Genomic DNA, 24,347 nt, shown 5'->3' on the forward strand with positions numbered 1-24,347 from the left:
AGCAGACGCCGGACGAAAAGCCCGGTGATTGAGCAATGCTTCGGAAACAATAAACGACCAACGGAGGATTAACTATGCGCAAGGTGCTACTGGCGACCTATCTTGGCTCCGCGGCGGCTCTCGCCGTCGGCAGCGCCTCAGCCAATGACGAGCTGATCAAGATGTCGCAGAACCCGAAAGACTGGGTGATGCCCGCGGGCGATTATGCCAATACCCGCTATTCCAAGCTGAACCAGATCAACGCACAGAACGTCGGCAAGCTCCAGGTGGCCTGGACCTTCTCGACGGGCGTGCTGCGTGGCCATGAAGGCGGGCCGCTGATCATCGGCAACATGATGTACGTCCACACCCCGTTCCCGAACAAGGTCTACGCTATTGACCTTTCGAACGAGAACAAGATCGTGTGGAAGTACGAGCCGAAGCAGGATCCGAACGTCATCCCCGTGATGTGCTGCGACACCGTCAATCGCGGCCTATCTTACGGCGACGGCAAGATCATCCTGCATCAGGCCGACACCAATCTCGTCGCGCTCGACGCCAAGACCGGCCAGGTGGCTTGGTCGGCGACCAACGGCAATCCTGCGAAGGGCGAGACCGGCACATCGGCTGCGCTGGTGGTCAAGGACAAGGTCCTGGTCGGCATCTCCGGCGGCGAGTTCGGCGTGCAGTGCCACGTCACCGCTTACGATCTCAAGAGCGGCAAGCAGGTCTGGCGCGCTTATAGCGAAGGTCCGGATGACCAGATCAAGTTCGATCCGGCCAAGACGACGTCGCTGGGCAAACCGGTCGGAGCTGACTCCAGCTTGAAGACCTGGCAAGGCGATCAGTGGAAGATCGGCGGCGGCTGCACCTGGGGCTGGATCTCCTACGATCCCGCTCTGAACATGGTCTATTACGGGTCGGGCAACCCCTCGACCTGGAATCCGAAGCAGCGTCCGGGCGACAACAAATGGTCCATGACCATTTTCGCGCGCGACGCGGACACCGGTATGGCCAAGTGGGTCTATCAGATGACGCCCCACGACGAGTGGGACTATGACGGCGTCAACGAGATGATCCTCACGGATCAGCAGATCAATGGGCAGCCTCGCAAGCTCCTGACCCATTTCGACCGCAACGGTCTCGCCTACACCATGGACCGAGAGAACGGCGAACTGCTGGTCGCCGAAAAGTACGATCCGAAGGTGAACTGGACCTCCGGCGTCGACATGAACAAGAGCTCGCCGACCTATGGCCGCCCGAAGGTGCTCGACGCAGCTTCGACCGACAAGGCGGGCGAGGACGTCAACGTGAAGGGCATCTGCCCGGCCGCGCTCGGCACCAAGGACGAGCAGCCGGCAGCTTACTCGCCCGACACGCAGCTGTTCTACGTTCCGACGAACCACGTCTGCATGGACTACGAACCGTTCAAGGTGAGCTACACCGCGGGCCAGCCCTATGTGGGTGCGACGCTCTCGATGTATCCGCCGCAGGGTGAAAGCCACATGGGCAACTTCATCGCCTGGGACGGCAAGACCGGCAAGATCGTCTGGTCGAACAAGGAGCAGTTCTCGGTCTGGTCGGGCGCACTCGCAACCGCCGGCGGCGTGGTGTTCTACGGCACGCTCGAAGGCTACCTGAAGGCGGTCGATGCCAAGACCGGCAAGGAGCTCTACAAGTTCAAAACTCCCTCCGGCATCATCGGCAACGTCACCACCTATGAGAACAATGGCAAGCAGTACGTTGCCGTGCTCTCCGGCGTGGGTGGCTGGGCCGGCATCGGCCTGGCGGCAGGTCTGACCGATCCGACCGCCGGTCTCGGCGCCGTGGGTGGCTACGCGGCTCTCAGCAACTACACGGCGCTCGGCGGCACGCTGACCGTGTTCTCGCTGCCGAACTAGGCCCACTCAGCATCGCTCCGGCGCGTGGATCAACTCCACGCGCCGGCTCGTCTCCACCGAACGCCTTCGAGGACAATCTCTTGCGTAAAATCTGCTCTGTCATTGCTGTGACGATCTTCGTTGCGTCCGGAGGAGCTGCGGTCGCGGAAGGTCCGGGCGACCCGACCGCGGTGAAGAAGGAAGACGACGGGAAGTGGCTCGATAAAGAAGGAAACCCGACTTACAAGATTTCAGCCGACGGCACCGTGGACTGGTTCACCTATTCTGGATACCGCCGCTATCATTCAGACTGCCACGTGTGCCACGGACCGGACGGGATGGGATCCACCTACGCACCGGCGCTGAAGGATTCCGTCAAGTCGATGAGCTATGGCGACTTTCTCGGCGTGATCGCCTCCGGCCGCAAGAACATCTCGACGGCGCAGGAGAACGTCATGCCGGCCTTCGGCGACAACCCGAACGTCGCTTGCTACATGGACGATCTCTACGTCTATCTGCGCGCCCGCTCCACCGAAGCATGGGGCCGCCAGCGTCCCGCCAAGAAGGAAGAGAAAACGGACGCCTACACCAAGGCGGAAGATGCCTGCATGGGCAAGAAATGAACGTTGCCAGGATTGCCAAGACGACTTCCTGGCGTCCTACGAGGATTTGAGGAGTTTACGATGAAGACACGTGCCGCCGTCGCTTTCGAAGCCAAGAAGCCGCTCGAGATCGTCGAAGTCGACCTGGAGGGACCAAAGGCCGGCGAAGTCCTGGTCGAGATCAAGGCTACCGGCATCTGCCATACAGACGCCTACACGCTCGACGGCTTCGACAGCGAAGGAATCTTCCCGTCGATCCTGGGCCATGAGGGCGCCGGCATCATACGCGAGATCGGTCCCGGCGTGACCTCGGTGAAGCCGGGCGACCACGTCATCCCGCTCTACACGCCGGAATGCCGGCAGTGCAAAAGCTGCCTCAGCCAGAAGACCAATCTCTGCACCGCGATCCGCGCGACCCAGGGCAAGGGCGTGATGCCCGATGGCACCAGCCGCTTCTCCTACAAGGGCAAGCCGATCTACCATTACATGGGCTGCTCGACCTTCTCGAACTTCACCGTGCTGCCCGAGATCGCCGTCGCCAAGATTCGCGAGGACGCGCCGTTCGACAAGAGCTGCTACATCGGCTGCGGTGTGACCACCGGCGTCGGTGCCGTCGTCAACACTGCGAAAGTCGAGCCGGGCGCCAACGTGGTCGTGTTCGGCCTCGGTGGTATCGGCCTCAACGTGATTCAGGGTGCCAAGATGGCCGGCGCCGACAAGATCATCGGTGTCGACATCAACGACTCCAAGGAAGATTGGGGCCGCCGCTTCGGCATGACCCACTTCGTCAACCCGAAGAAGGTCACCGGCGACATCGTCCAGCACCTCGTCGGTCTCACCGACGGCGGCGCCGACTACACCTTCGACTGCACCGGCAACACCACGGTGATGCGCCAGGCACTGGAAGCCTGCCATCGCGGCTGGGGTACCTCGATCATCATCGGCGTCGCCGAAGCGGGCAAGGAGATTGCCACCCGCCCGTTCCAGCTCGTCACCGGGCGCAACTGGCGCGGCACCGCTTTCGGCGGCGCGCGCGGCCGCACCGACGTGCCGAAGATCGTCGACTGGTACATGAACGGAAAAATCCAGATCGACCCGATGATCACCCACACGCTCAAGCTCGAAGAGATCAACAAAGGTTTTGACCTCATGCATGAGGGCAAATCCATCCGTTCCGTCGTCGTGTTCTAGCTCACAGCCATCACCCCAGGAGGATCGACCCATGACTGTTGCACTCCATCCATTGATTGACAACGGCATCAAGCAAGGCAGCGGCAACTTCGCCGGCGGCACGCTGGTCTGCAAATGCAAGGACCAGCCGGTGAAGGTCGGCATCAAGGGCGACGTCGCGCACAACCACGCCTGTGGCTGCACCAAATGCTGGAAGCCGCAGGGCGCGACCTTCTCGGTCGTCGCCGTGGTGCCGCGCCAGAACGTCACCGTGCTCGAGAACGGCGACAAGCTCCAGATCGTCGATCCCTCCGCGGTGATCCAGCGCTATGCCTGCAAGGCCTGCGGCACCCACATGTACGGCCGGATCGAGAACAAGGGCCATCCGTTCTACGGCCTGGACTTCATCCATCCCGAGCTGTTCCAGGAGGAGGGCTCACAGGCGCCGCAATTCGCCGCCTTCGTCTCCTCGGTGATCGAATCGGGCGTGAAGCCGGAGCAGATGGCGGGCATCCGTTCGCGGCTGAAGGAGATCGGACTGGAGCCCTATGACTGCCTGTCGCCGGCACTGATGGACGCGATCGCGACCCACGTGGCGAAAGCCAAAGCCGCCTAAGCAAGGCGCCTGAGCAGGCCGCCGCGCCTTCGCCCAGACTTCTGTCGGTTCGCTGGCGTCCACCAACGCCAGCGGGCCGGCCGGTCCCGTTCCGGCACCATCACGGCGATCCCGCCGCTTCTGCACCACGCGTATGTGAGGGCCATCAGCTCCTCAGTCCTGGTCTCTGAATGACTGCGCAGGGCCGCCGGCTTCCTGTTTGAAGTTCGCGGTACTTGCGTTTCTCCCTCCCTCGACTGAGGCACCCTGCTTCGTCCGTACAGTCTTCTGGCGGACGAAGCTTTTTTTGGTTGCGCCGCGTTCGAGCGCGCGGCATCAAGCCGCGCCCTGCTTTTGACAAACCATCGATGCAATCTTTTCCCGGTGAGAACACTCGGCTGTGAACGCCGGGCCGGCGCGACCTCTGCTACGATCGCGTCGTCACGATGCCGCGCGAAATGCAATCAATTAAGAACAAAACGGGAGGTATCGAGCACATCCGGACATTGCGATTCGTATTCCTGCCGCCCGCTGGGATCTGCCCGTGCGGGATGACGGGCCGGGATGCGGCGGCACGACGCAACCGGCATTGCGCTCCGGCGGCGTCAATGGGTTTTGAATTGAACATGCTTATGAAGAGCGAGGGACGATCATGATCAAGGTGAAGATCAACGGCCAGGAACAGAGCTGGGACGGCGACCCGGATCTCCCGCTACTCTGGTTCCTGCGTGACGAAGCCGGACTGACCGGCACCAAATACGGCTGCGGCCAGGCCCTATGCGGCGCGTGCACCGTCATCGTCGACAAGGAGGCCGTCCGCGCCTGCATCACGTCGGTCAACGACGTCGCCGGACGCGAGGTCACGACGATCGAGGGACTGCACACCAACGGCGATCACCCGGTGCAGAAGGCCTGGCGCCAGCTCAACGTGCCCCAATGCGGCTTCTGCCAGGCCGGCCAGATTATGCAGGCCGCGGCACTGTTGATGGACAACCCAAAGCCCTCGCACGACCAGATCCGCGAGGCGATGTCCGGCAACATCTGCCGCTGCGGCTGCTACCAGCGCATCGAGAACGCCGTCCATCTCGCATCGACGGGAGTGTGACATGAATTTCATCGACAATTCCCGCAAGCTTCGCGGCTTCGAAAAGCACGTCAGGGTCGAGAAGGTCTCGCGCCGCAGCATTCTGAAGGGCCTCGGCGTCACCGGCGGCTTCGTGCTTGCCGCCCCCGTGATGTCGCGCCAGGCCTTCGCCTATGAAACCGGTGCCGGAAAGATGCCGCATGGCGTCGTGGTCGATCCGCGCGTGTTCGTTTCGGTCGCGCCGGACGGCATCGTCACCATCGTCGGGCACCGTGCGGAAATGGGCACTGGCGTGCGCACCAGCCTCCCGTTGATCGTGGCCGAGGAGATGGAAGCCGATTGGACCAGGGTCAAGGTGCAGCAGGCTCATGGCGACGAGGTCAAGTACGGCAACCAGGACACCGACGGCTCGCGCAGCACGCGGCATTATTTGGTCCCGATGCGTCAGATCGGCGCCTCCGCTCGCACCATGCTGGAGCAGGCCGCGGCGAAGCGCTGGGGCGTACCGGCAACCGAGGTGAAGGCCGTCAATCACGAGATCGTCCACAGCGCCAGCGGCCGCAAGCTCGGCTTCGGGGAGCTCGCCGCCGATGCCGCCAAGGAGTCGGTGCCGAGCATCGAAGGTCTCAAGCTGAAGGACCCCAAGGATTTCCGCTATCTCGGCAAGGGTCAGATCGGCATCGTCGATCTCCACGACATCACCACCGGCAAGGCAGTTTATGGTGCCGACGTGCGGCTGCCCGGCATGAAATATGCTGTGATCGCCCGCCCGCCGGTGACCGGCGGCAAGCTGGTCTCGTTCGATCCCGACGCGGCGCTGAAGGTCCCCGGCGTCGAAAAGGTGATGCAGGTGCGCGGCTGGCCGTGGCCGTCGAAGTTCCAGCCGCTCGGCGGCGTCGCCGTGATCGCGCGCAACACCGGCGCCGCGATCAAGGGCCGCGACGCGCTCAAGCTCGTGTGGGACGACGGTCCCAACGGCAAATACGACTCCGTCGCCTACCGCAAGGAGCTCGAGGAGGCGTCGCGCAAGCCCGGCCTCGTCCTGCGCAAGGAGGGCGATGCGGACGCCGCCTTGAAGAGCGCTGACAAGGTCATTGTCGGCGAGTACTACATCCCCCATCTCGCTCATGTCGCCATGGAGCCGCCGGTGGCGGTCGCCGACGTCAAGGGCGACAAGGCGGAGATCTGGGCGCCGGTGCAGAGCCCCGGCGGCACCCGCGAGGACGTCGCCAAGACGCTCGACATTCCCGAGCAGAACGTGACGGTCAATGTCACGCTGCTCGGCGGCGGGTTCGGACGCAAATCGAAATGCGACTTTGCGCTCGAGGCCGCGCTGCTCTCCAAGGAGCTCGGTGCACCGGTCAAGGTGCAGTGGACGCGCGAGGATGACATCCATAACGGCTTCCTGCACACCGTCTCGGTCGAGCGGATCGAGGCCGGCCTCGACAAGAGCGGCAAGGTGATCGCCTGGCGCCACCGCAGCGTGGCACCCAGCATCGCCTCGACCTTTGCCGCCGGCACCGTGCACCAGGCGCCGTTCGAAATCGGCATGGGCCTAGTCGACATGCCATTCGAGATCGCCAACATCTCCTGCGAAAACCCGGAGGCGGCCGCGCATACCCGCATCGGCTGGTTCCGCTCGGTCTCGAACATCCCGCGTGCCTTCGCGGTGCAATCGATGGTCGGCGAGATCGCGCAGGCGACCGGCCGCGACCAGAAGGAGACCCTGCTCGCGCTGATTGGCAGCCCGCGCATCGTCAAGCCCGAGGTGAAAGACCTTTGGAACTACGGCGAGCCTCAGGACAGCTACCCGATCGACACCGCGCGCCTGCGCAAGGTGGTCGAGCTGGTCGCCGAGAAGGGCGAATGGGGCCGTCAGGTCCCGAAGGGCCACGGCCTGGGCATCGCCGCGCACCGCAGCTTCGTCAGCTACATCGCGACGATCGTCGAGGTCGCGGTCGACGACAAGGGCAAACTGACGGTGCCAAGGGTGGACACGGCGATTGATTGTGGCACCTATGTCAACCCCGAGCGCATCGCCTCGCAGATCGAGGGCGCAGCGATCATGGGGCTGAGCCTTGCCAAATATGGCGAGATCACCTTCAAGGACGGCAAGGTCCAGCAGAAGAACTTTGACGACTTCCAACTCGTCAGGATCGACGAAGCTCCCGCAGTGACAAACGTCCACATCGTGCCGCCCGGACCCGACACGCCGCCCAGCGGCGTCGGCGAACCCGGCGTTCCGCCGTTCGCGCCGGCGCTGATCAATGCGATTTTCGCCGCGACGGGAAAACGTATCCGCTCGCTTCCGATCGGCAAGCAATTGGAGGCCTAGCGGGGAACGCAATACGGCTCACACCGTTGCCATCGATCTGACAGGAGCAGATCGATGACCAATATCTCAAAGGCGCTCGCAGTCTCGCTGTCGGGCGCCTTTCTTTTGACGAGCGCCGGCGCATTCGCCCAGAGCAGCACCAGCCCGCCGACAACAGCGACGCGCCCCACCACGCCGGACCAGAACTCGCTTCCCAACGCCAACGCCCCGCCCGCCTCGACCACCCAGACCACCGGGCAACACAATCCTGATCCGAAGGTTCGGGAGATGAACCAGAAGGAGAAGGACAAGGTCGAGCGCGAGGGGAAGTAGTCTTATCTGACGGCTGCGCATGGACCCCTTGCGGAGGGCAGCGACGCTGGCCATCACGATCTCGCTTGGGTGAGGGGTTTGTCTCCACGCCAATCTCGCGATGAGTGCGCGTGAATAGAACCCCTCATGCCGGCGCGCGCAATGCGCGCGCCACCTTCTCCCACAAGGGGAGAAGGAAGATACAAAAATGCGGCGGACGTTGCCGTCCGCCGCATTCGCCACCCCCCTGCTGCCTCCGCTTTTTCGATCCGCCCGCGGAGCTATTTCTTGAGCGCGAACACCCAGATCACGCCGCCCTGCGGCACGTTGGCTTCGATTCCGATGTTATTGGTCGCAAGCGCATCCTGGATGCGCTGAGCGTCCACACCCCATCCGGACTGGATCGCGATGTACTGTGTGCCGTCGATCTCATAGGAGACCGGCATGCCCATGATGCCGGAGTTGGTCTTCTGCTCCCACAACAATTCGCCGGTCTTGGCGTGGAAGGCGCGGAAGTTACGGTCGTTGGTGCCGCCGACGAAGACGAGATCGCCTGCGGTCGCCGTCACCGAGCCGAACAGCTGCGACTTCGGGAAGTTGTGCTGCCACACCTTCTTGCCCGTCGCAGGATCCCAGGCCTGGAGCTCGCCGAAATGATCCGCGCCGGGCTTCGTCTTGAGGCCGATATCCTCCGGCTTGGTGCCGAGCCAGAGCTCGCCAGGCTTCAGCGCGACCTTCTCGCCGGTGAAGCCGCCGCAGAAATTCTCGTTGGCAGGCACGTAGACGAGGCCAGTCTTCTGGCTATAGGCCGCCGACGGCCAATCCTTGCCGCCCCACAGTGAGGGGCAGAACTCCACGCGCTTGCCGATCACCGGCTTGTGCGCGGGATCTACGATCGGCTTGCCGCTCTCCGGTTCGATGCCCTTCCAGACATCGGTGGAGACGAACGGCCAGCCGGCGACGTAGTTGATCTTGGTCGGCGTGCGCTCGAGCACCCAGAAGATCGCGTCGCGTCCCGGATGGACCAGGCTCTTGATGTTGCGGCCATCACGCTGCAGGTCGATCAGCATTGGCGCCTCGACCTCGTCCCAATCCCAGGAATCATTCTGGTGGTACTGGTGATAGGTCTTGATCTTGCCGGTGTTGGGATCGAGCGCGAGCACCGAGGAGGTGTAGAGATTGTCGCCGGGATGGGTTTCGCCAGGCCATGGCGCGGCATTGCCCACACCCCAGTAGATCGTCTTGGTCTCCTTGTCGTAATTGCCGGTCATCCAGGCCGAGCCGCCGCCGTTTTTCCAGTCGTCCCCCTGCCAAGTGTCGTGACCAGGCTCGCCTTCCCCGGGAATGGTGTAGGTCCGCCACAGCTCCTTGCCGTCCTTGGCATCGTAGGCGGCGACATAGCCGCGCACACCGAACTCGCCGCCGGAGCCGCCGACGATGACCTTGCCTTCGACGATCAGCGGCATCAGGGTCATGTACTGGCCCTTCTTGTAATCCTGCACCTTGGTGTCCCACACCACCTTGCCGGTCTTGGCGTCGAGCGCGACGACGTGGTCGTCGGTGGTAGCGAGATAGAGCTTGTCCTCCCATAGGCCGACGCCGCGGCTGGTCGGATGCAGCTGGAACAAATCGTCGGGGAGTTGCCGCTTGTAGCGCCAGTATTCGTCGCCGGTCTTCGCGTTCAGCGCGATCACCTGGCCCATCGGGGTCGCCACGAACATCACGCCGTTGTTGACGATCGGCGGCGCCTCGTGGCCTTCGACCACGCCCGTAGCGAAGGTCCAGACCGGCGTGAGGTTTTTCACATTCGAGGCGTTGATCTGGTCGAGCGGACTGTAGCCGTGCCCGTCATAGGTGCGCCGGTAGAGCATCCAGTTGCCGGGTTCAGGATTTTCCAGCCGTTGCGCGGTGACCGGAGAATAATTCTCGATCGGGCCTGATACAGCGGCGGTCGAGGCAAGACACGTGAAGGCGACGAATCCGGACAGTAACCATTGCTTCCTGGTCATGGACGTTCCCCTTTTCAGCCATTTGAATTCTTGTTGTGAATTCTTGTCGTTCGTCCCGTCGTCCGCCCATCGGCGGATGCGGCCTCTCCTGACGCGGGCACGGCCCGCACTGTCCGTCATCCCGGCTGCGCGCCTCCTACCTTTCCGATGAAATTGCCGGCGACGCTGAGCGAACCGTCAACGAGCGCCAGCGGCAGCGCCGCAAGCCGTCGCGGCGCCGGTCCGAACACGACCTGCGCGCCCTCGCGGGGATCGAATTCGGAGTTGTGACACATGCACTTGAACACCTCCTTGTCGCCGGCATCGCTCTTCACCCAGGCGGTGACGGGACAGCCCGCATGCGAGCAGATCGCCGAATAGGCGATGATGCCGTCGACGGCACGCGCACGAGTCTTCTCGTCGAGCTCGGCGGGATCGAGTTTGATGATCAGGATTTCGTTGAGGCGCGAGGCGCTCCGCACCACCGACGTGTTGGGATCCTTCGGCCAGGCATGGACCGGAGGCCCGCCGGCCGGCACATCGGCCGCAGTAATGAGTTTTCCCTCCTTGTCGCCTTCGGAGAAAACGAGCACATCGCCCTTCTGGGGCCGCTCGTCCGAACCAGGTGGATCTTCACCTGCGCGCGCCGCTCGGGAACAGCCGAGACACGCGGTGGTCGCGAGCGCGCCAAGCAGCAGCGTTCGCCGCGTTTGCTCGATGCCCGCGTCGGCTTTAGGTTCCGCAATGGGTTCGGAGGGTGAGGAACAGGCGGTGGACGGTGCGCGCGACATGTTTACTAGCAGGCGCTGGAACTCAGCCAAAAACAAGGCGAAGAATTGGCACCGCAGTGCATCAATATGGCTTTGCTCGCTTTGATTGCGCGATCATCAGCCCATTCAAAGGGATTTTCGCGATTTCAACGTCACACCGCGCGATCTGTATGATGATTTTGCAGATCAGACCGATGATGCTGGCATTGGTGCGCTGCGCTCTTCGTTGCGGAGCGCAAACGCGGAGCAGATCGCTCTAGGACCGGAGCACGTGGCGGGGCGATGCGATACGCCCTGCGACCGTCGCCGACGCCATTTCGAAACTGTCGGCGATGCGCCGTGCCTTGTCTATGAAGAGCGCGGCCGCCGCCGGCGGGCAGATCTCGCGCGCAGTCTGTTCGAACAGGTCGAGCCAACGGTCGAAGTGGTCGCCACTCAGGCTCAGCGGCAGATGCGCCCGCATCGGCGAACCACGATAGCGGCCGCTCATCAGAACGACCGATGACCAGAAATCGGTGAGCTTGGCGAGATGCTCGTCCCAGTTCTGGACGATCGCAAAAACCGGACCGAGCAGTGCGTCCTCGCGCACCCGTCCATAGAAACGGGTGACGAGTTCCCCGATCATCTCCTCGGTGATCCCGGTGCGCTCGATCGCATCCTCGGTCAGCAGGTTCCGCCGCGCAGCCGCCGCGTCGCGCTCGGCCTTCAGTCGATCCGACATGTCCTTCGTTATCCGTGCCGTTGTGCCCGCGAGCCGCCCGTTCGACATTGTCGGGCCAATTGCGCGCGGCGTCTTTGTCGCAGCGCAAATTGCGGGATCCGGCGGCGGACGCTGAAGGTCCGCCGCTGATGCCTTCATCAGGCGCTATAGGTGTAGAATCCCTGCCCGGTCTTGCGGCCGAGATGACCGGCATCGACCATCTCTTTCAGCAGCGGGGCTGGCCGATATTTAGGGTCGTTGAAGCCTTTGTAAAAGACCTCCATCACCGAAAGCATGGTGTCGAGGCCGACGAGATCGGCCAGCGCGAGCGGCCCGATCGGATGGTTGCAGCCAAGCTTCATGCCAGCGTCGATCTCTTCCGCCGTCGCGATCCCTTCCTGAAGCGCGAAGATCGCCTCGTTGATCATCGGACAGAGGATGCGGTTGACGGCGAAGCCCGGGCTGTTCTTCGCCGTGATCGCCACCTTGCCGACGCGCTTGGCGAAATCGAGCGCCTTGGCGTGGGTGTCGTCGGAGGTCTGCAAGCCCCGGATCAGCTCCAGCAGGGCCATCACCGGCACCGGGTTGAAGAAGTGCATGCCGATGAATCGGTCGGGGCGGTCGGTCGCCGCGGCGAGCTTGGTGATCGAGATCGAGGAGGTGTTGGTCGCGACCAGCGTGCGCGACGACAGCGTCGCGCAGAGATCCTTCAGGATCTTGACCTTGAGCTCCTCGTTCTCGGTCGCCGCCTCGATGACGAGGTCGCAATCCGACAGCTTCGACCGGTCCGTGGTGCCGGTGATGCGCTTGAGCGTCGCCTCGCGATCGGCCGCCGACATCTTCTCCTTCTTGACCAGCCGCTCAAGGCTGCCGCCGACGGTCGAAAGTCCGCGGTTCACCGCAGCATCAGAAATATCGACCATCACGACCGAGAGCCCGGCCGCCGCGCAGACCTGCGCGATGCCGTTCCCCATGGTCCCTGCCCCGATGATGCCAACGGTTTGGATCATTGCGTTGTGTCCTTCATGCTTGGGGCCTACCAGCATCGCTCCGGCCCGATCTGTTCCTGCACGAGGGTCTAGCACTGCCGAGCGGCGTGTGCGACCCGACTCTACCCCTCCTTACAGCATCCACGGGCGGAATAAAGCCGTCCACGGCCGCCGGGGGTTTGGGCTTTTCCTGCCCGAAGTGCCGGATTCCGCGCCCTGCGGCCCTGACGGGTTTAGTGAAGGCATATTTATCCAGAGCTTACCCCCACCCCTGGATTGCGACCTCTTGATTGTGGCAAGTGCAGCGTGCGATTGCCATCCGAGCATGTGCGTGGAGGACCCGGCCCGCCGCCGACGCGGGCCGAAGGCAGGCTGCTGAGGACGAAGGGGTTCGCGATGGACGTGATCGGGATCAGCGGCACCAGGCCGGCGCAACAGCGTCCGGCCGGATGAACGATTTCGCGCAATCCATCGCTGCCGCCTTCACGCTGATCGGCGAAATCGACGCCGAACTGCTCGGCATCGTCGCCTTGTCGGTTCGTGTCAGCCTGACCGCCAGCATCGTCGCGTTGCTGATCGGTGCCCCATTCGGGGCCCTGCTTGCGATCACACGCTTCCGCGGACGTCAGGTCATCATCATTCTGACCAATGCCCTGCTCGGTCTTCCGCCGGTCGTGGTCGGGCTCGCGCTCTACCTCCTGCTGTCGCGGTCCGGCCCGCTTGGGGCCGCCGGCTTGCTGTTCACGCCAACTGCCATGGTGATTGCGCAGACGCTGCTCGCGACGCCGATCGTGGTGGCACTGGTGCACCGGCCGGCCAGCCTGCTGTGGGCGGAGTATGGCGATCTGGCGCGGATCGACGGACTGTCGGCCCTGCGCAGCATGGCACTCCTGTTCGCGCTGGGACGGACCTCGCTACTCACCGCCTTTCTCGCGGCCTTCGGCCGCGCCATCGCGGAAGTCGGCGCCATCATCATCGTCGGCGGCAATATCCGGGGCTTCACCCGCACGATGACAACGGCGATCGCGCTGGAGACCAGCAAGGGCGACCTGCCGCTGGCACTGGGGCTCGGACTGATCCTGCTTGCGCTCAGCGTCGCCGTGTCGACCATTGCGTTCCTGCTAGTGGGACGCGTTGGGGAAAAATAGCTGCTCGCCGCCCACCTTGTAGCCTGCGATCGCGTCCTGCCCCTTCGATGAGATGAGCCAGTCGATGAAGGCCTGCCCATCCTTCACCTTGACGTTTGGATGCAAGGCCGGATTCACCAGCATGACGCCATACTGGTTGAATAGCCGCTTGTCGCCCTCGGTCAGGATGGCGAGCTCACCCCGGTTCTTGAACGAGAGCCAGGTGCCGCGGTCCGACACAAGGTAGGCATTCGACGACGACGCCATGTTCAGCGCCGGTCCCATGCCTTGGCCGATCTCCCGATACCAGCCGTCCTTGGCCGCACTGAGATCGACGCCTGCCTCCTTCCATAGCCTCAGCTCGGCCGCGTGCGTGCCGGACTTGTCACCGCGCGAGATGAACGGCGCCTTCGCCGCCGCGATCTTGCGCAGTGCATCAGTGACGTCCTTGCTGCCGGCGATCTGCGCCGGATCGCTCTTGGGACCGACGATGACGAAGTCGTTGTACATGACGTCGAAGCGCTTCACGCCCTGCCCCTCGGACATGAACTTGTCTTCGGCAACCCTGTCATGAACGAACACCACATCGGCGTCGCCGCGCCGCCCGATGTCCAGCGCCTGGCCGGTGCCGACGGCAACGACCTTCACGTCGATCCCGGAAGCCTTCGAGAACAGTGGCAGCAAATAGCCGAACAGCCCCGACTGTTCCGTCGACGTCGTCGAGGCCACGGTGATGGTGCGATCCTGCGCGGATGCGATGGTGGACCAGAGCAGAAGCGCTCCGATGGCGGCGATCTTCCTCATACGTATCCTCAACAAGCAACGGGGTTCCTGAATAGCCACGAACTGACGAGACGGGAACCGTAAAATTTGGGTGCAACGCGAATTGATCCGAGGCGGACGCCAACAAGCCATCGTCCAGGAACGTCGTCAGCACCGGCATGTTGTCTTCGAGGTGAAAGGCAAGGAGACTGCGATGAAGAAGATCATTTTGACATCCGCGTGCGTCATGGCGCTGGCGACCGGGGGCGCATTCGCGCAGACACAACCCGCTCCAGGCGCATCCGGCCAGGGCGACGTCGGTCCCTCGTCGCGGGGGCCTGCGACCAAGGGCATGACGACGGGCCGTTCGTCGAACATGCAGAACGAGGCCACCGACAGCAAGGGCACACAACAGCCATCCGCAGGTGGCACCAATACGAATAACATGGGCAGCCAGGCCGGTGGCGGCGCTGGCTCCGGCGGCGGTGCAGGCTCCGGCTCCGGGCGATAGCCAAGAGAGGACGTTGCAACTTCGCCTAGCCTGAAGATTCCCCGGGAGTTCACTGCTACGCCGCGCCCCGGCTGGTGCCGATTGCTACAGCTATGCCAATGACTGCTCGCGCTGTTCAGTGAAATCAGCAATAGCGCGAGCTTTGAGATCACAATTACAAAGAAAGGCACTGGCGGTTTCCGCCTCCTGTGCTGGTGCGCCGATGTTCTGCAATTGGTCCCGCCTCGATTGACATCGGTGCGAGGGCCGGGGCAGTTTTTTACATTGCTGGCGAATCAGCGATAGCCTCACGCCGGGTACCTCTTGGACAACTCCAGTGCTTTCGAGACTGATATCGTTGCTGCGCCGCATCCCTGCGGTGAATTGGGCGTTCACCCGGCTTCGGCCCCCGCCGCACAGCGGCAGCGTTGACGTTGCACCGGGGACCGCAGATAGCCCAGCCGCCATCATCGACATTGCGGAAGGCGCTCCGGCTCGCGTCACCGACGTCAGCGCGGTCAGCGCGGAGCCTTTGCATGACAATTCTGACCTCGCGGTCACGGCTCCGGTAGCCCAGAATGAGACGGCTGTCTCTGTCGATGCGGAGAGCCCGTCGACCGGAATCGGTGTGGAAGACGCTTCATCTCCGGAGACGCTGACAGGAGCCGAGGCGGTCTCGACATTCCCGGCCGTCGAGGACGCTTCTGCTTCATCGGCCGACGTGGAGCACGATCCGGTTTTGGTTCCTGATCTCGTCATCGTCAGCGAGTCGTGCTCTGAAGTCCCGGCCGCGGTTGAACCCGTCGTCGCAGCGAAGGTTTCGCTTTCGTCTGCCGAGGTCGAGACCCCTCTCACCAGCGACAAATCCTCGCCCAGCGCTTCCGCGGCCGTCGCCGATCAAATTGCCGCCGTTGTCGTCGATACCATCAGCGTTGCTGCGGACGTGCCTGAAACCAGCTCCGACAGCGCCCCACATGGCAGCGTCGAGATCGCGCCGGCCGCCGCAAACGATCCGCCGCTCGCCACAGCCGTCGCTACGGAGGTTCCCTCTGCCTATTCGCTCGGCGCCATCACGAATATCGAGCCGGCTCCCGCTGTCGTGTCTGCTTCTCCGGAGATTCGCAGCGCACGGAAAGTTCGCGCTAGACCCGCAGAGCCCACCGATCGTGCCGCGCTGATCCGGCAGCGCTGGGCCGAGACCGGGATCAGGATGTGGAATCCGCGCCTGCACGGCACCGGCGATGCCACGCTCAACATCCAGGGCAGTGTCGGACTGCTGCCACCCGCGACCGGCGAGACGATGCCGCGCTACGACAAGCTGGAATTCAAGGTGCTCGGCGGACAAATCGTCTGCGAGGGCGTCATCGTCGAGGCGCCTGCGCATGCGAGCCAGCGCAGCTTCACCCGGCTCGCAGAGCCTGGGAAACACGATCGGGCCCGCGAGCCGGTGCGGGAGCGCCAGGCCGCTCTCGCCTGATCCTTTCTTCTGCGGCCGCCGGCGATGTGCTAGGTTGATGTCCCGACATGGGAGATCGCATATGCGCGCAAGGTCATTGTCTGTGGTCCTGCTCGCCGCCTTCTGCATCTCGCAGCCCGCTCTCGCGGCCGGGAAATGGCCGCGTCATACCGCTGCTCCCGCCGCCGGTCCAGCCACACCCTACAAGGCCGATCGGCTCTCGTCCTCGCGCAGCGAGACGATCCTCAACACGCCCGGCCAGACCACCGTGCTGACGCGGCAGGTCCTCGACGACATGAACGCGACGAGCCTCCGGGGCGCCATGCGCGCGACCGCCGGCGTGACGATCGGGCGCTAGGCTCTTGTGTAGCTTTCGGCCGGCCTGGCGCTGTTGCCGCGCGGCACATCAAACTTTCCAGACACGAAGCAGTTGCCCGCGACACCGGTCACGACGTAACTTGCGCACCGGTCGAGCCACACGATTTCCGCGCTCGATCAAGACGACAAGAACACTAATGGGAGGCAGACTATGAAGAGGCTCGCGGCCGCGCTGTGCGCGCTGGCATTGTTCGCAACTGACGCGCAGGCGCAGACCATCAAGGATTTCCTGGCCGCGGTCATGCAGAAGTGGACAGCGCCATTCGAGCCGTTTCAGCTCATCGGCAACATCTACTATGTCGGGACCGAAGGCATCGCCGTCTACGTCATCAAGACCCCGCAGGGCCTGATCCTGATGGACACGGCGATGCCCCAGTCAACCGGCATGATCAAGGACAACATCGCCAAACTCGGCTTCAAGGTTTCAGACATCAAATACATCCTCAACACGCATGCGCATCTCGACCACACCGGGGGTTTTGCCGAGATCAAGAAGGAAACCGGCGCGCAGCTCGTGGCCGGTGAGCGCGACAAGCCGCTGCTCGAAGGCGGCTACTATCCCGGCGACGAGAAGAACCAGGACCTCGCCTTCCCCGCGGTGAAGGTTGACCGCACGGTGAAGGAAGGCGACAAGGTCACACTGGGCGACGTCACGCTGACGGCGCATGCAACGTCCGGCCATTCGCCGGGCTGCACGAGCTGGGAGATGAGTGTCAAGGACGGCAAGGAGGACCGCGAGGTGCTGTTCTTCTGTAGCGGGACGGTCGCGCTGAACAGGCTGGTCGGTCAACCGACTTATCCCGGGATCGTCGATGATTATCGCGCGACATTCGCCAAGGCCAAGGCGATGAAGATCGACGTGCTGCTCGGGCCGCATCCGGAGGTCTACGGCATGCAGGCCAAGCGCGCGCAGATGAAGGACGGTGCGCCGAACCCGTTCGTCAGGCCGGGGGAGCTGGCGACCTACATCACCGGCCTTTCCGAGGATTTCGACAAGCAGCTGGCCAAACAGACCGCGGCACTGGAGAAGAAATAGCGGCCGTCTAGCATTGCCGTTGCCTCATCCTGCACAGCGATCGGCGAAGCAGAGACTGCGCCGCGACGGAGCCGCAGCCAAGGTCGCGATCTGACCGCAGCTAGGCCAGGCTCGGCAGATCGAGGCCGTTGGCGTGGGCGCACTCGATCGCGGTCTCATAGCCTGCATCGGCATGGCGCATCACGCCGCTGGCGGGATCGTTCCAGAGCACGCGCTCGATCCGCTTCGCGGCTTCCGGCGTGCCGTCGGCCACGATCACCATGCCGGCATGTTGCGAATAGCCGATGCCGACGCCGCCGCCGTGATGCAACGAGACCCAGGTCGCACCGCTGGCGCAATTGAGCAGCGCGTTGAGCAAGGGCCAATCCGACACCGCGTCCGACCCGTCCTTCATCGCCTCGGTTTCGCGGTTCGGGCTTGCCACCGAGCCGCTGTCGAGGTGATCGCGGCCGATCACGATCGGCGCTTTCAATTCCCCGCGCGCCACCATCTCGTTGAAGGCAAGGCCCAGACGATGGCGATCGCCAAGGCCGACCCAGCAGATCCGCGCCGGCAGGCCCTGGAACTTGATGCGCGCCTTGGCCATGTCAAGCCAATTGTGCAGATGCTTGTCGTCAGGCATCAGCGCCTTGACCTTGGCATCCGTCTTGAAGATGTCCTCGGGATCGCCCGAGAGTGCGGCCCAGCGGAACGGCCCGACGCCGCGGCAGAACAGGGGACGGATATAGGCGGGAACGAAGCCCGGGAAATCGAAGGCATTCTTCAGGCCCATGTCCTGCGCCATCTGGCGGATGTTGTTGCCGTAGTCGAGCGTCGGAATGCCCTGTGCGTGGAAATCCAGCATGGCCTTGACGTGCTCGACCATCGACGTCTTCGAGGCACGCTCGACCGACTTGGGATCGGACGCGCGCTTCGCCTCCCACTCTGCCAGCGTCCAGCCTTTCGGCAAGTATCCATTGACGGGGTCGTGCGCGCTGGTCTGGTCGGTGACGATGTCGGGCTTGACACCGCGGCGCACCAGCTCCGGGAAGATCTCGGCGGCATTACCGAGCAGGCCGACCGAGACCGCCTTCTTGGTCTTTCCCGCCTCTTCGATGATCGCAAGCGCTTCGTCGAGCGTTGCGGCCTGCCGATCGAGATAGCCGGTGCGCAGCCGCATGTCGATGCGGCTCGGCTGACATTCGACCGCGAGCATCGAGGCGCCGGCCATGGTTGCGGCCAGCGGCTGCGCGCCGCCCATGCCGCCAAGGCCGGCGGTGAGAATCCATTTGCCGGCGAGGCTGCCGCCATAGTGGCGACGGCCGACCTCGACAAAGGTTTCGTAGGTGCCCTGCACGATGCCCTGGCTGCCGATATAAATCCAGGAGCCCGCGGTCATCTGGCCGTACATCATCAAGCCCTTCCGATCGAGCTCGTTAAAATGATCGAGCGTCGCCCAGTGCGGCACGATATTGGAGTTCGCGATCAGCACGCGCGGTGCGTCGGCATGGGTACGGAAGACACCGACCGGTTTTCCGGACTGGATTAGCAAGGTCTGGTCGTTTTCAAGCTTGCGCAAGGCTGCCGTGATCCGATCAAAACTCTCCCAGTCGCGCGCGGCCCTGCCAATGCCGCCATAGACGACGAGCTCGCTCGGCCGCTCCGCCACATCGGGATCGAGATTGTTCATCAGCATGCGCAAGGGCGCTTCCGTCAGCCAGCTCTTGGCGCTGATGTCGCTGCCGCGGGGCGCGCGGATGGTGCGGTCATTGTCCAGTCGGCGGTTCATGCGGACCTCTTAATCAAGTCTCGGAAACGGATCGGATGGAAGTGCGGTAATCGCGATGGCCGGCAATGCGTCGGCCTCGATCAGTGCAGCTGCCTTGGCGAGATCGCCGGCCATGTAGCGGTCGGCACCGAGTGCGGGCACTTGCTCACGAAGCGCGGCAATGACGGCAGTGAGCGGCGCGCTGGTCGCATGCGGCGCACGAAGCGTGATGCCTTGGGCGGCGACCAGAAGCTCGATGCCGAGAATGGCGGCCAGATTGTCGGCCATGTCGGACAGGCGCCGCGCGGCATGCGCGGCCATCGAGACATGGTCCTCCTGGTTGGCACTGGTCGGGGTCGAGTCGATCGAGCAGGCGAGCGCCCGCTGCTTGTTTTCGGCATAGAGCGCGGCCGCCGTGACCTCGGCGATCATGAAGCCGGAATTGATGCCGGGGTCGGGCGTCAGGAACGGCGGCAGGCCGAAATTGAGTGCAGGATCGACCAGCGTCGCGATGCGCCGCTCGCTGATCGCGCCGATCTCCGACAGCGCGAGCGCAATCGCATCGGCGGCAAAGGCCACCGGCTCGGCGTGAAAATTTCCGCCGGAGACGATCTCGCGCGTCTCGACCAGTACCAGCGGATTATCGGTGACGGCGTTGGCCTCGATGACCAGCGTGCGCGCCGCCTGCGTGATCAGGTCGAGCACTGCGCCCGCGACCTGCGGCTGACACCGCAGGCAATAGGGATCCTGCACGCGCTCGTCACCTTCGAGATGCGACAGGCGGATGTCGCTGCCGTCGAGCAGCGCCGTCAGCGTCGCCGCCGCGGCGATCTGCCCGGCGTGGCCGCGCAGCGCCTGGATTTCCGGGCGGAACGGCGCGGTCGAGGCCATCGCCGCATCGACGGACAGCGCCCCCGTGACGAGCGCGGCGCGAGCGAGGCGGAATGCGCGCAGCACGCCCGAGATGGCGTAGGCGGTCGAGAACTGCGTCCCGTTGATCAGCGCGAGCCCTTCCTTAGGCCCCAGCGTCAGCGGCGCGAGTCCGGCGGACTTTAGCGCTTCGGCGCCAGATACAATTTTCCCGTCAACGATCGCCTGCCCTTCGCCGATCATCACGGCCGTCATATGCGCAAGTGGTGCAAGATCGCCGGATGCGCCCACGGAGCCCTGCTGCGGCACCAGCGGATAGACACCCAGCGCCAACATGTCCTGCAGCTGCTCGATCAGCTCGCGGCGGACGCCCGAGGCGCCGCGGCCGAGCGAGACGATCTTCAGCGCCATCATCAGCCGCACGATCGATTCGGGTGTCGCCGGGCCGACGCCGCAGCAATGCGAGACGATCAGGTTGCGCTGGAGCAGCGCGGTCTGATCCGGCGGAATGCGCTTCGACGCAAGCTTCCCGAAGCCGGTGTTGATGCCGTAGACGGGGACATCCGCGCGCGCGGCTCTTGCGACGATCTCCGCCGCTGCTTCGACGCGCGCCCAAAACGAGGGATCGAGCACGACGGGCGCACCATCGAGCACACGCCCGAGATCGTCGAGACTGACCGTCCCCGGTCTGACGGCGATCGCTGTGTCTCGCTCCGTCACTGCCCCCTCCATACCCGCCCGTGCAGCGGATTGAAGCCGATCCGGTAGACAAGCTCGGCCGGCCGCTCGCTGTCCCAGATCGCGAGGTCGCACCATTTGCCGGCCTCTAACGTACCGCTCTCATCCAGCACGCCCAGCGCCCGCGCCCCCTCGCGCGTCACGCCGGCAAGGCATTCGGCCACTGTCATCCCGAACAGAGTCGCCCCCATGTTCATCGCGAGCAGCAGCGAGGTCAGCGGTGAGCTGCCGGGATTGCAGTCGGTCGCCAGCGCCATGTGGACGCCAAGCTTGCGAAACGTCTCGACCGGCGGCTTTTGCGTCTCGCGGATGAAGTAGAAGGCGCCGGGCAGCAGCACCGCTACCGTTCCGGCCTTGGCCATCGCGACGGCGCCGGCTTCATCGGTGTGCTCGAGATGATCGGCCGAGAGCGCGGAGAATTTCGCGGCAAGCGCAGCACCTCCGAGATTCGAGAGCTGGTCGGCATGGAGCTTGACCGGCAGTCCAAGTCCCCTCGCTGTCTCGAACACCCGCGCGGTCTGCCCGGCGGAGAACGCGATGCCTTCCATGAAGGCATCGACGGCATCGGCAAGGCCCGCCTTTGCGATCACGGGCAGCATCTCATGGCACACGAGATCGATGTAACGATCCTTGTTGCCCTCCGCCTCCGGCGGCAGTGCATGCGCGCCGAGGAAGGAGGTGCGGATCGCAATCGGCCGCCGACCAGAGAGGCTGCGCGCGGCGGCAAGCTGACGCATCTCGGTCTCGGTATCGAGACCATAGCCGGACTTGATCTCGACCGTGGTTGCGCCCTCGGCGATCAAGGCGTCGAGCCGCGGCAGCGCGCCTGCGACGAGCTCGACCTCGCTCGCCTGCCGCGTCGCAGCCACCGTCGAGACGATGCCGCCGCCGGCGCGGGCGATCTCCTCGTAGCTCGCACCCTTCAGGCGCAGCTCGAACTCGTGCGCGCGGTTGCCCCCATAGACCAGATGGGTGTGGCAATCGATGAGACCGGGCGTGATCCAGCGTCCCGCGCAATCGATCTTTTCCACCGCATCGGCATCCGCCGGAAAATCGGTCTGCGCGCCCGCATAGACGATACGGCCGCCGCGCGTGGCGATGACGCCCCGCTCGATCTCGCCAAGATCAGGACGGTCAGCCCGCATCGTGGCGAGCCGGGCATTGTGCCAGATCCGGTCGAAGCGCTCTGCCATGCAACGGCCCCTTCGTGCGATGCTTGACTTATATGTCTAGACATATAATCGTGGGGCGGTTCTGTCCAGCCGGCGTGTAATCATGACCCGACTGCATTTCGCCTCCGCGCTCCTGCCCTCGGGCTGGGCCAATGACGTGCAGGTGGTCGTCACCGCCGGCGCGATCGCGGCGGTGACGCCGGGCGTGGCCCCGGTAGCCGGCGACGAGCGCCACGCAATCGCGCTTCCGGGATTGGCGAGCCTGCACAGCCACGCGTTCCAGCGCGGCATGGCGGGTCTCGCCGAGCTGCGCGGCGATAGCACCGACACCTTCTGGACCTGGCGCGAGACGATGTATCGCTTCGCGCTGGCGATGACGCCGGACGACGTCGTGGCGGTTGCAACGCTGCTCTATATCGAGATGCTGGAGCAGGGTTTCACCCGCGTCGGCGAATTCCACTATCTGCATCATGATCGCGATGGCTCGCCCTACGCCGACGTCGGCGAGGTGGCCACGCGCATCGTACAGGCTGCCGAAACGTCGGGCATTGCGCTGACGCTGCTGCCGAGCTTTTATGCGCACGGCTCATTTGGAGGCGCACCGCCGCATGCAGGCCAACGCCGCTTCATTTGCTCGGTCGATCAGTTCGCCGCCCTTATGGCCGCCTCGCGCAAGGCGATCAGCGGGTTGCCGGGCGCCAATATCGGCATCGCGCCGCATAGTCTGCGCGCGGTGACGCCTGACGAGCTCAAGTCGATCATTCCGCTTGCCGATGGCGGGCCGGTGCACATTCACGCCGCCGAGCAGGTGAAGGAAGTCGAGGATTGCCTGGCATGGTCGGGACGGCGACCTGTGCAATGGTTGCTGGAGCACGCGCCGGTCGATCAAAGCTGGTGCCTCATCCACGCCACCCACACGACGAATGAGGAAGTCATCGCATTCGCCAAGACCGGCGCGGTCGCGGGTCTCTGTCCGATCACCGAAGCAAGCCTCGGCGACGGCATCTTTCCGGCACGCGAATTCCTCGATGCCGGCGGCGCGTTCGGTGTGGGCACCGATTCCAACGTGCTGATCGGCGTCGCCGACGAGTTACGCCAGCTCGAATATGGCCAGCGCCTCAAGCATCGCCAGCGTAACGTGCTCTCCAGCGGCGCCGGGCGCTCGACCGGACGCACGCTGTTCGACCATGCGCTTGCGGGCGGTGCACAAGCGCTGGCGCAGACGACCGTCGGCCTTGCGCCGGGAGCGCGCGCTGACATCGTCACGCTCGACACGGCACATCCATCTCTGGCGGGACGCGCACGCGACGCCATCATCGACGCCTGGATCTTTGCGGCCGGCAGCGGCGCAATCGATTGCGTTTGGGCCGGCGGCGACAAAGTGGTTGAGGGCGGCCGGCACAAGCTGCGCCAAGCCGCCCGCGAGCGCTTCAACGCCTCCGTCCGGAGGCTCGTCGCATGAGCCTCGCAACCGATGCGGCCGACAAGCCGACGCTCTACAAGCGAATCCGCGCCGATATCGAAAAGTGCATCTTGACCGGCGAATGGCCCCCCGGGCATCGCATCCCCTTCGAGCACGAGCTGGTCGCGCGCTACGGCTGCTCGCGCATGACGGTGAACAAGGCGCTGTCGGAGCTGGCGCAAGCCGACCTGATCGAACGGCGGCGGCGCGCCGGCTCCTTCGTGCGCCGGCCGCAGCATCAGTCTGCCGTGCTCAAGATCGCCGACATCCGTGCCGAGATCATCTCGCTCGGCCGCAGCTACGGCTACGAGCTGATCGGCCGCAAGCTGCGCACAGCGACCGCCGCTGACCGCGCCCGCCTCGGCGTCAAGAAGTCCGGCAAGGTGGTCGCGATCGCCTGCCGGCATAGCGCCGACAACGTGCCGTTCGCCGTCGAGGACAGGCTGATCGACCTTGCGTCCGTGCCGAACGCTGCGACCGCGGATTTCTCGCGCGAGCCGCCAGGCTCGTGGCTACTCCACCATGTCCCGTGGACCGAGGCCGAGCATACCATCAGCGCCATTGTTGCGGATCATCGCGCGGCGAAGGCACTTGACATCGCGGTCGGCGCGCCCTGCCTCGTGATCGACCGCTATACCTGGCGCAGCGCGCGCACGATCACCGCGGTGCGCCTGCTCTATCCCGGTGACTCTCACCGCCTTGTCGCACGATTCAAGGGAGGCTGAG

At 64.3% G+C, this 24,347-nt stretch carries 22 protein-coding genes; 14 read left to right on the forward strand and 8 right to left on the reverse strand.

The genetic code is table 11. From position 1 onward, the window contains the following. Positions 1-74: 74 nt before the first annotated feature. From xoxF5 to IVA96_RS34950, 7 genes are all read left to right on the forward strand, one after another. On the forward strand, positions 75-1,880 hold the full coding sequence (gene xoxF5, locus IVA96_RS34920) for a lanthanide-dependent methanol dehydrogenase XoxF5 (protein WP_247280482.1): 1,806 nt from the start codon (positions 75-77) through the stop codon (positions 1,878-1,880). Between the two features lie 89 nt (positions 1,881-1,969). Continuing rightward, positions 1,970-2,482: a c-type cytochrome, methanol metabolism-related gene (locus IVA96_RS34925; RefSeq protein WP_346015556.1), complete on the forward strand. Its 513-nt coding sequence runs from the start codon at positions 1,970-1,972 to the stop codon at positions 2,480-2,482. 60 nt (positions 2,483-2,542) lie between these two features. Next, positions 2,543-3,652: an S-(hydroxymethyl)glutathione dehydrogenase/class III alcohol dehydrogenase gene (locus IVA96_RS34930; protein ID WP_247280481.1), complete on the forward strand. Its 1,110-nt coding sequence runs from the start codon at positions 2,543-2,545 to the stop codon at positions 3,650-3,652. A gap of 31 nt (positions 3,653-3,683) precedes the next feature. After that, positions 3,684-4,247, forward strand: a complete 564-nt coding sequence (gene gfa, locus IVA96_RS34935) for an S-(hydroxymethyl)glutathione synthase (protein ID WP_247280480.1) — start codon at positions 3,684-3,686, stop codon at positions 4,245-4,247. 631 nt (positions 4,248-4,878) lie between these two features. Beyond that, positions 4,879-5,331, forward strand: coding sequence for a (2Fe-2S)-binding protein (locus tag IVA96_RS34940; RefSeq protein WP_247280479.1), 453 nt, complete (start codon positions 4,879-4,881; stop codon positions 5,329-5,331). Between the two features lies 1 nt (position 5,332). Beyond that, positions 5,333-7,645 (forward strand): molybdopterin cofactor-binding domain-containing protein, encoded by a 2,313-nt coding sequence (locus IVA96_RS34945; protein WP_247280478.1) that lies wholly within the window; start codon positions 5,333-5,335, stop codon positions 7,643-7,645. Between the two features lie 54 nt (positions 7,646-7,699). Continuing rightward, on the forward strand, positions 7,700-7,957 hold the full coding sequence (locus tag IVA96_RS34950) for a hypothetical protein (RefSeq protein ID WP_247280477.1): 258 nt from the start codon (positions 7,700-7,702) through the stop codon (positions 7,955-7,957). A 260-nt stretch (positions 7,958-8,217) separates the two neighbouring features. On the opposite strand, the gene IVA96_RS34955 is transcribed toward IVA96_RS34950, so the two are convergent. The 4 genes from IVA96_RS34955 to IVA96_RS34970 all read right to left on the reverse strand — a co-directional run bounded on the left by IVA96_RS34955 (position 8,218) and on the right by IVA96_RS34970 (position 12,404). Next, positions 8,218-9,945, reverse strand: a complete 1,728-nt coding sequence (locus tag IVA96_RS34955; protein ID WP_247280476.1) for a methanol/ethanol family PQQ-dependent dehydrogenase — start codon at positions 9,943-9,945, stop codon at positions 8,218-8,220. Between the two features lie 116 nt (positions 9,946-10,061). Next, positions 10,062-10,715, reverse strand: a complete 654-nt coding sequence (locus IVA96_RS34960) for a Rieske (2Fe-2S) protein (protein WP_247422290.1) — start codon at positions 10,713-10,715, stop codon at positions 10,062-10,064. A gap of 235 nt (positions 10,716-10,950) precedes the next feature. Further along, complete coding sequence (locus IVA96_RS34965; RefSeq protein ID WP_247280627.1) at positions 10,951-11,415, reverse strand: group III truncated hemoglobin; 465 nt, start codon at positions 11,413-11,415, stop codon at positions 10,951-10,953. Between the two features lie 137 nt (positions 11,416-11,552). Beyond that, on the reverse strand, positions 11,553-12,404 hold the full coding sequence (locus IVA96_RS34970) for a 3-hydroxybutyryl-CoA dehydrogenase (RefSeq protein WP_247280474.1): 852 nt from the start codon (positions 12,402-12,404) through the stop codon (positions 11,553-11,555). 428 nt (positions 12,405-12,832) lie between these two features. Between IVA96_RS34970 and IVA96_RS34975 the strand changes: the two genes are divergently transcribed. After that, positions 12,833-13,531, forward strand: coding sequence for an ABC transporter permease (locus tag IVA96_RS34975; protein ID WP_247280473.1), 699 nt, complete (start codon positions 12,833-12,835; stop codon positions 13,529-13,531). On the opposite strand, the gene IVA96_RS34980 is transcribed toward IVA96_RS34975, so the two are convergent. Continuing rightward, entirely contained in the window at positions 13,505-14,314 is an 810-nt protein-coding gene (locus IVA96_RS34980; protein ID WP_247280472.1) for a substrate-binding domain-containing protein, read from the reverse strand. The two genes, IVA96_RS34975 and IVA96_RS34980, sit on opposite strands and share 27 nt — an antisense overlap. 172 nt (positions 14,315-14,486) lie before the next feature. On the opposite strand from IVA96_RS34980, the gene IVA96_RS34985 reads away from it, so the two are divergent. From IVA96_RS34985 to blaBJP, 4 genes are all read left to right on the forward strand, one after another. Then, positions 14,487-14,783: a hypothetical protein gene (locus tag IVA96_RS34985; protein ID WP_247280471.1), complete on the forward strand. Its 297-nt coding sequence runs from the start codon at positions 14,487-14,489 to the stop codon at positions 14,781-14,783. 607 nt (positions 14,784-15,390) lie between these two features. Further along, positions 15,391-16,239 carry a hypothetical protein gene (locus IVA96_RS34990; RefSeq protein WP_346347928.1) on the forward strand — a complete coding sequence of 283 codons (849 nt, stop codon included), beginning with the start codon at positions 15,391-15,393 and terminating at the stop codon, positions 16,237-16,239. 61 nt (positions 16,240-16,300) lie between these two features. Beyond that, positions 16,301-16,576 (forward strand): Plug domain-containing protein, encoded by a 276-nt coding sequence (locus tag IVA96_RS34995; protein ID WP_247280469.1) that lies wholly within the window; start codon positions 16,301-16,303, stop codon positions 16,574-16,576. Positions 16,577-16,747: 171 nt separating this feature from the next. Next, positions 16,748-17,632, forward strand: a complete 885-nt coding sequence (gene blaBJP / locus IVA96_RS35000; RefSeq protein ID WP_247280468.1) for a BJP family subclass B3 metallo-beta-lactamase — start codon at positions 16,748-16,750, stop codon at positions 17,630-17,632. A 100-nt stretch (positions 17,633-17,732) separates the two neighbouring features. Here blaBJP and hutU read toward each other — a convergent pair whose 3' ends face one another. Genes hutU through hutI form a run of 3 tightly spaced genes read right to left on the reverse strand, consistent with a single transcriptional unit; the run spans position 17,733 to position 22,180 of the window. Next, a complete protein-coding gene (gene hutU / locus IVA96_RS35005) occupies positions 17,733-19,400 on the reverse strand; it encodes a urocanate hydratase (RefSeq protein WP_247280467.1) in 1,668 nt (555 codons plus the stop codon). Between the two features lie 9 nt (positions 19,401-19,409). Further along, positions 19,410-20,969 (reverse strand): histidine ammonia-lyase, encoded by a 1,560-nt coding sequence (gene hutH / locus IVA96_RS35010; protein WP_247422292.1) that lies wholly within the window; start codon positions 20,967-20,969, stop codon positions 19,410-19,412. After that, on the reverse strand, positions 20,966-22,180 hold the full coding sequence (hutI, locus tag IVA96_RS35015) for an imidazolonepropionase (RefSeq protein ID WP_247280465.1): 1,215 nt from the start codon (positions 22,178-22,180) through the stop codon (positions 20,966-20,968). Before hutI ends, hutH begins: the two co-directional genes overlap by 4 nt. A gap of 82 nt (positions 22,181-22,262) precedes the next feature. Between hutI and IVA96_RS35020 the strand changes: the two genes are divergently transcribed. Both IVA96_RS35020 and hutC read left to right on the forward strand, forming a co-directional pair. Next, on the forward strand, positions 22,263-23,621 hold the full coding sequence (locus tag IVA96_RS35020) for a formimidoylglutamate deiminase (RefSeq protein WP_247280464.1): 1,359 nt from the start codon (positions 22,263-22,265) through the stop codon (positions 23,619-23,621). Further along, positions 23,618-24,346 (forward strand): histidine utilization repressor, encoded by a 729-nt coding sequence (gene hutC, locus IVA96_RS35025; protein WP_247280463.1) that lies wholly within the window; start codon positions 23,618-23,620, stop codon positions 24,344-24,346. Before IVA96_RS35020 ends, hutC begins: the two co-directional genes overlap by 4 nt. Position 24,347: the final 1 nt, after the last annotated feature.

Origin of the sequence: Bradyrhizobium sp. 159, assembly GCF_023073795.1 — a bacterium.
In the GTDB taxonomy this organism is placed as follows: Bacteria; Pseudomonadota; Alphaproteobacteria; order Rhizobiales; family Xanthobacteraceae; genus Bradyrhizobium.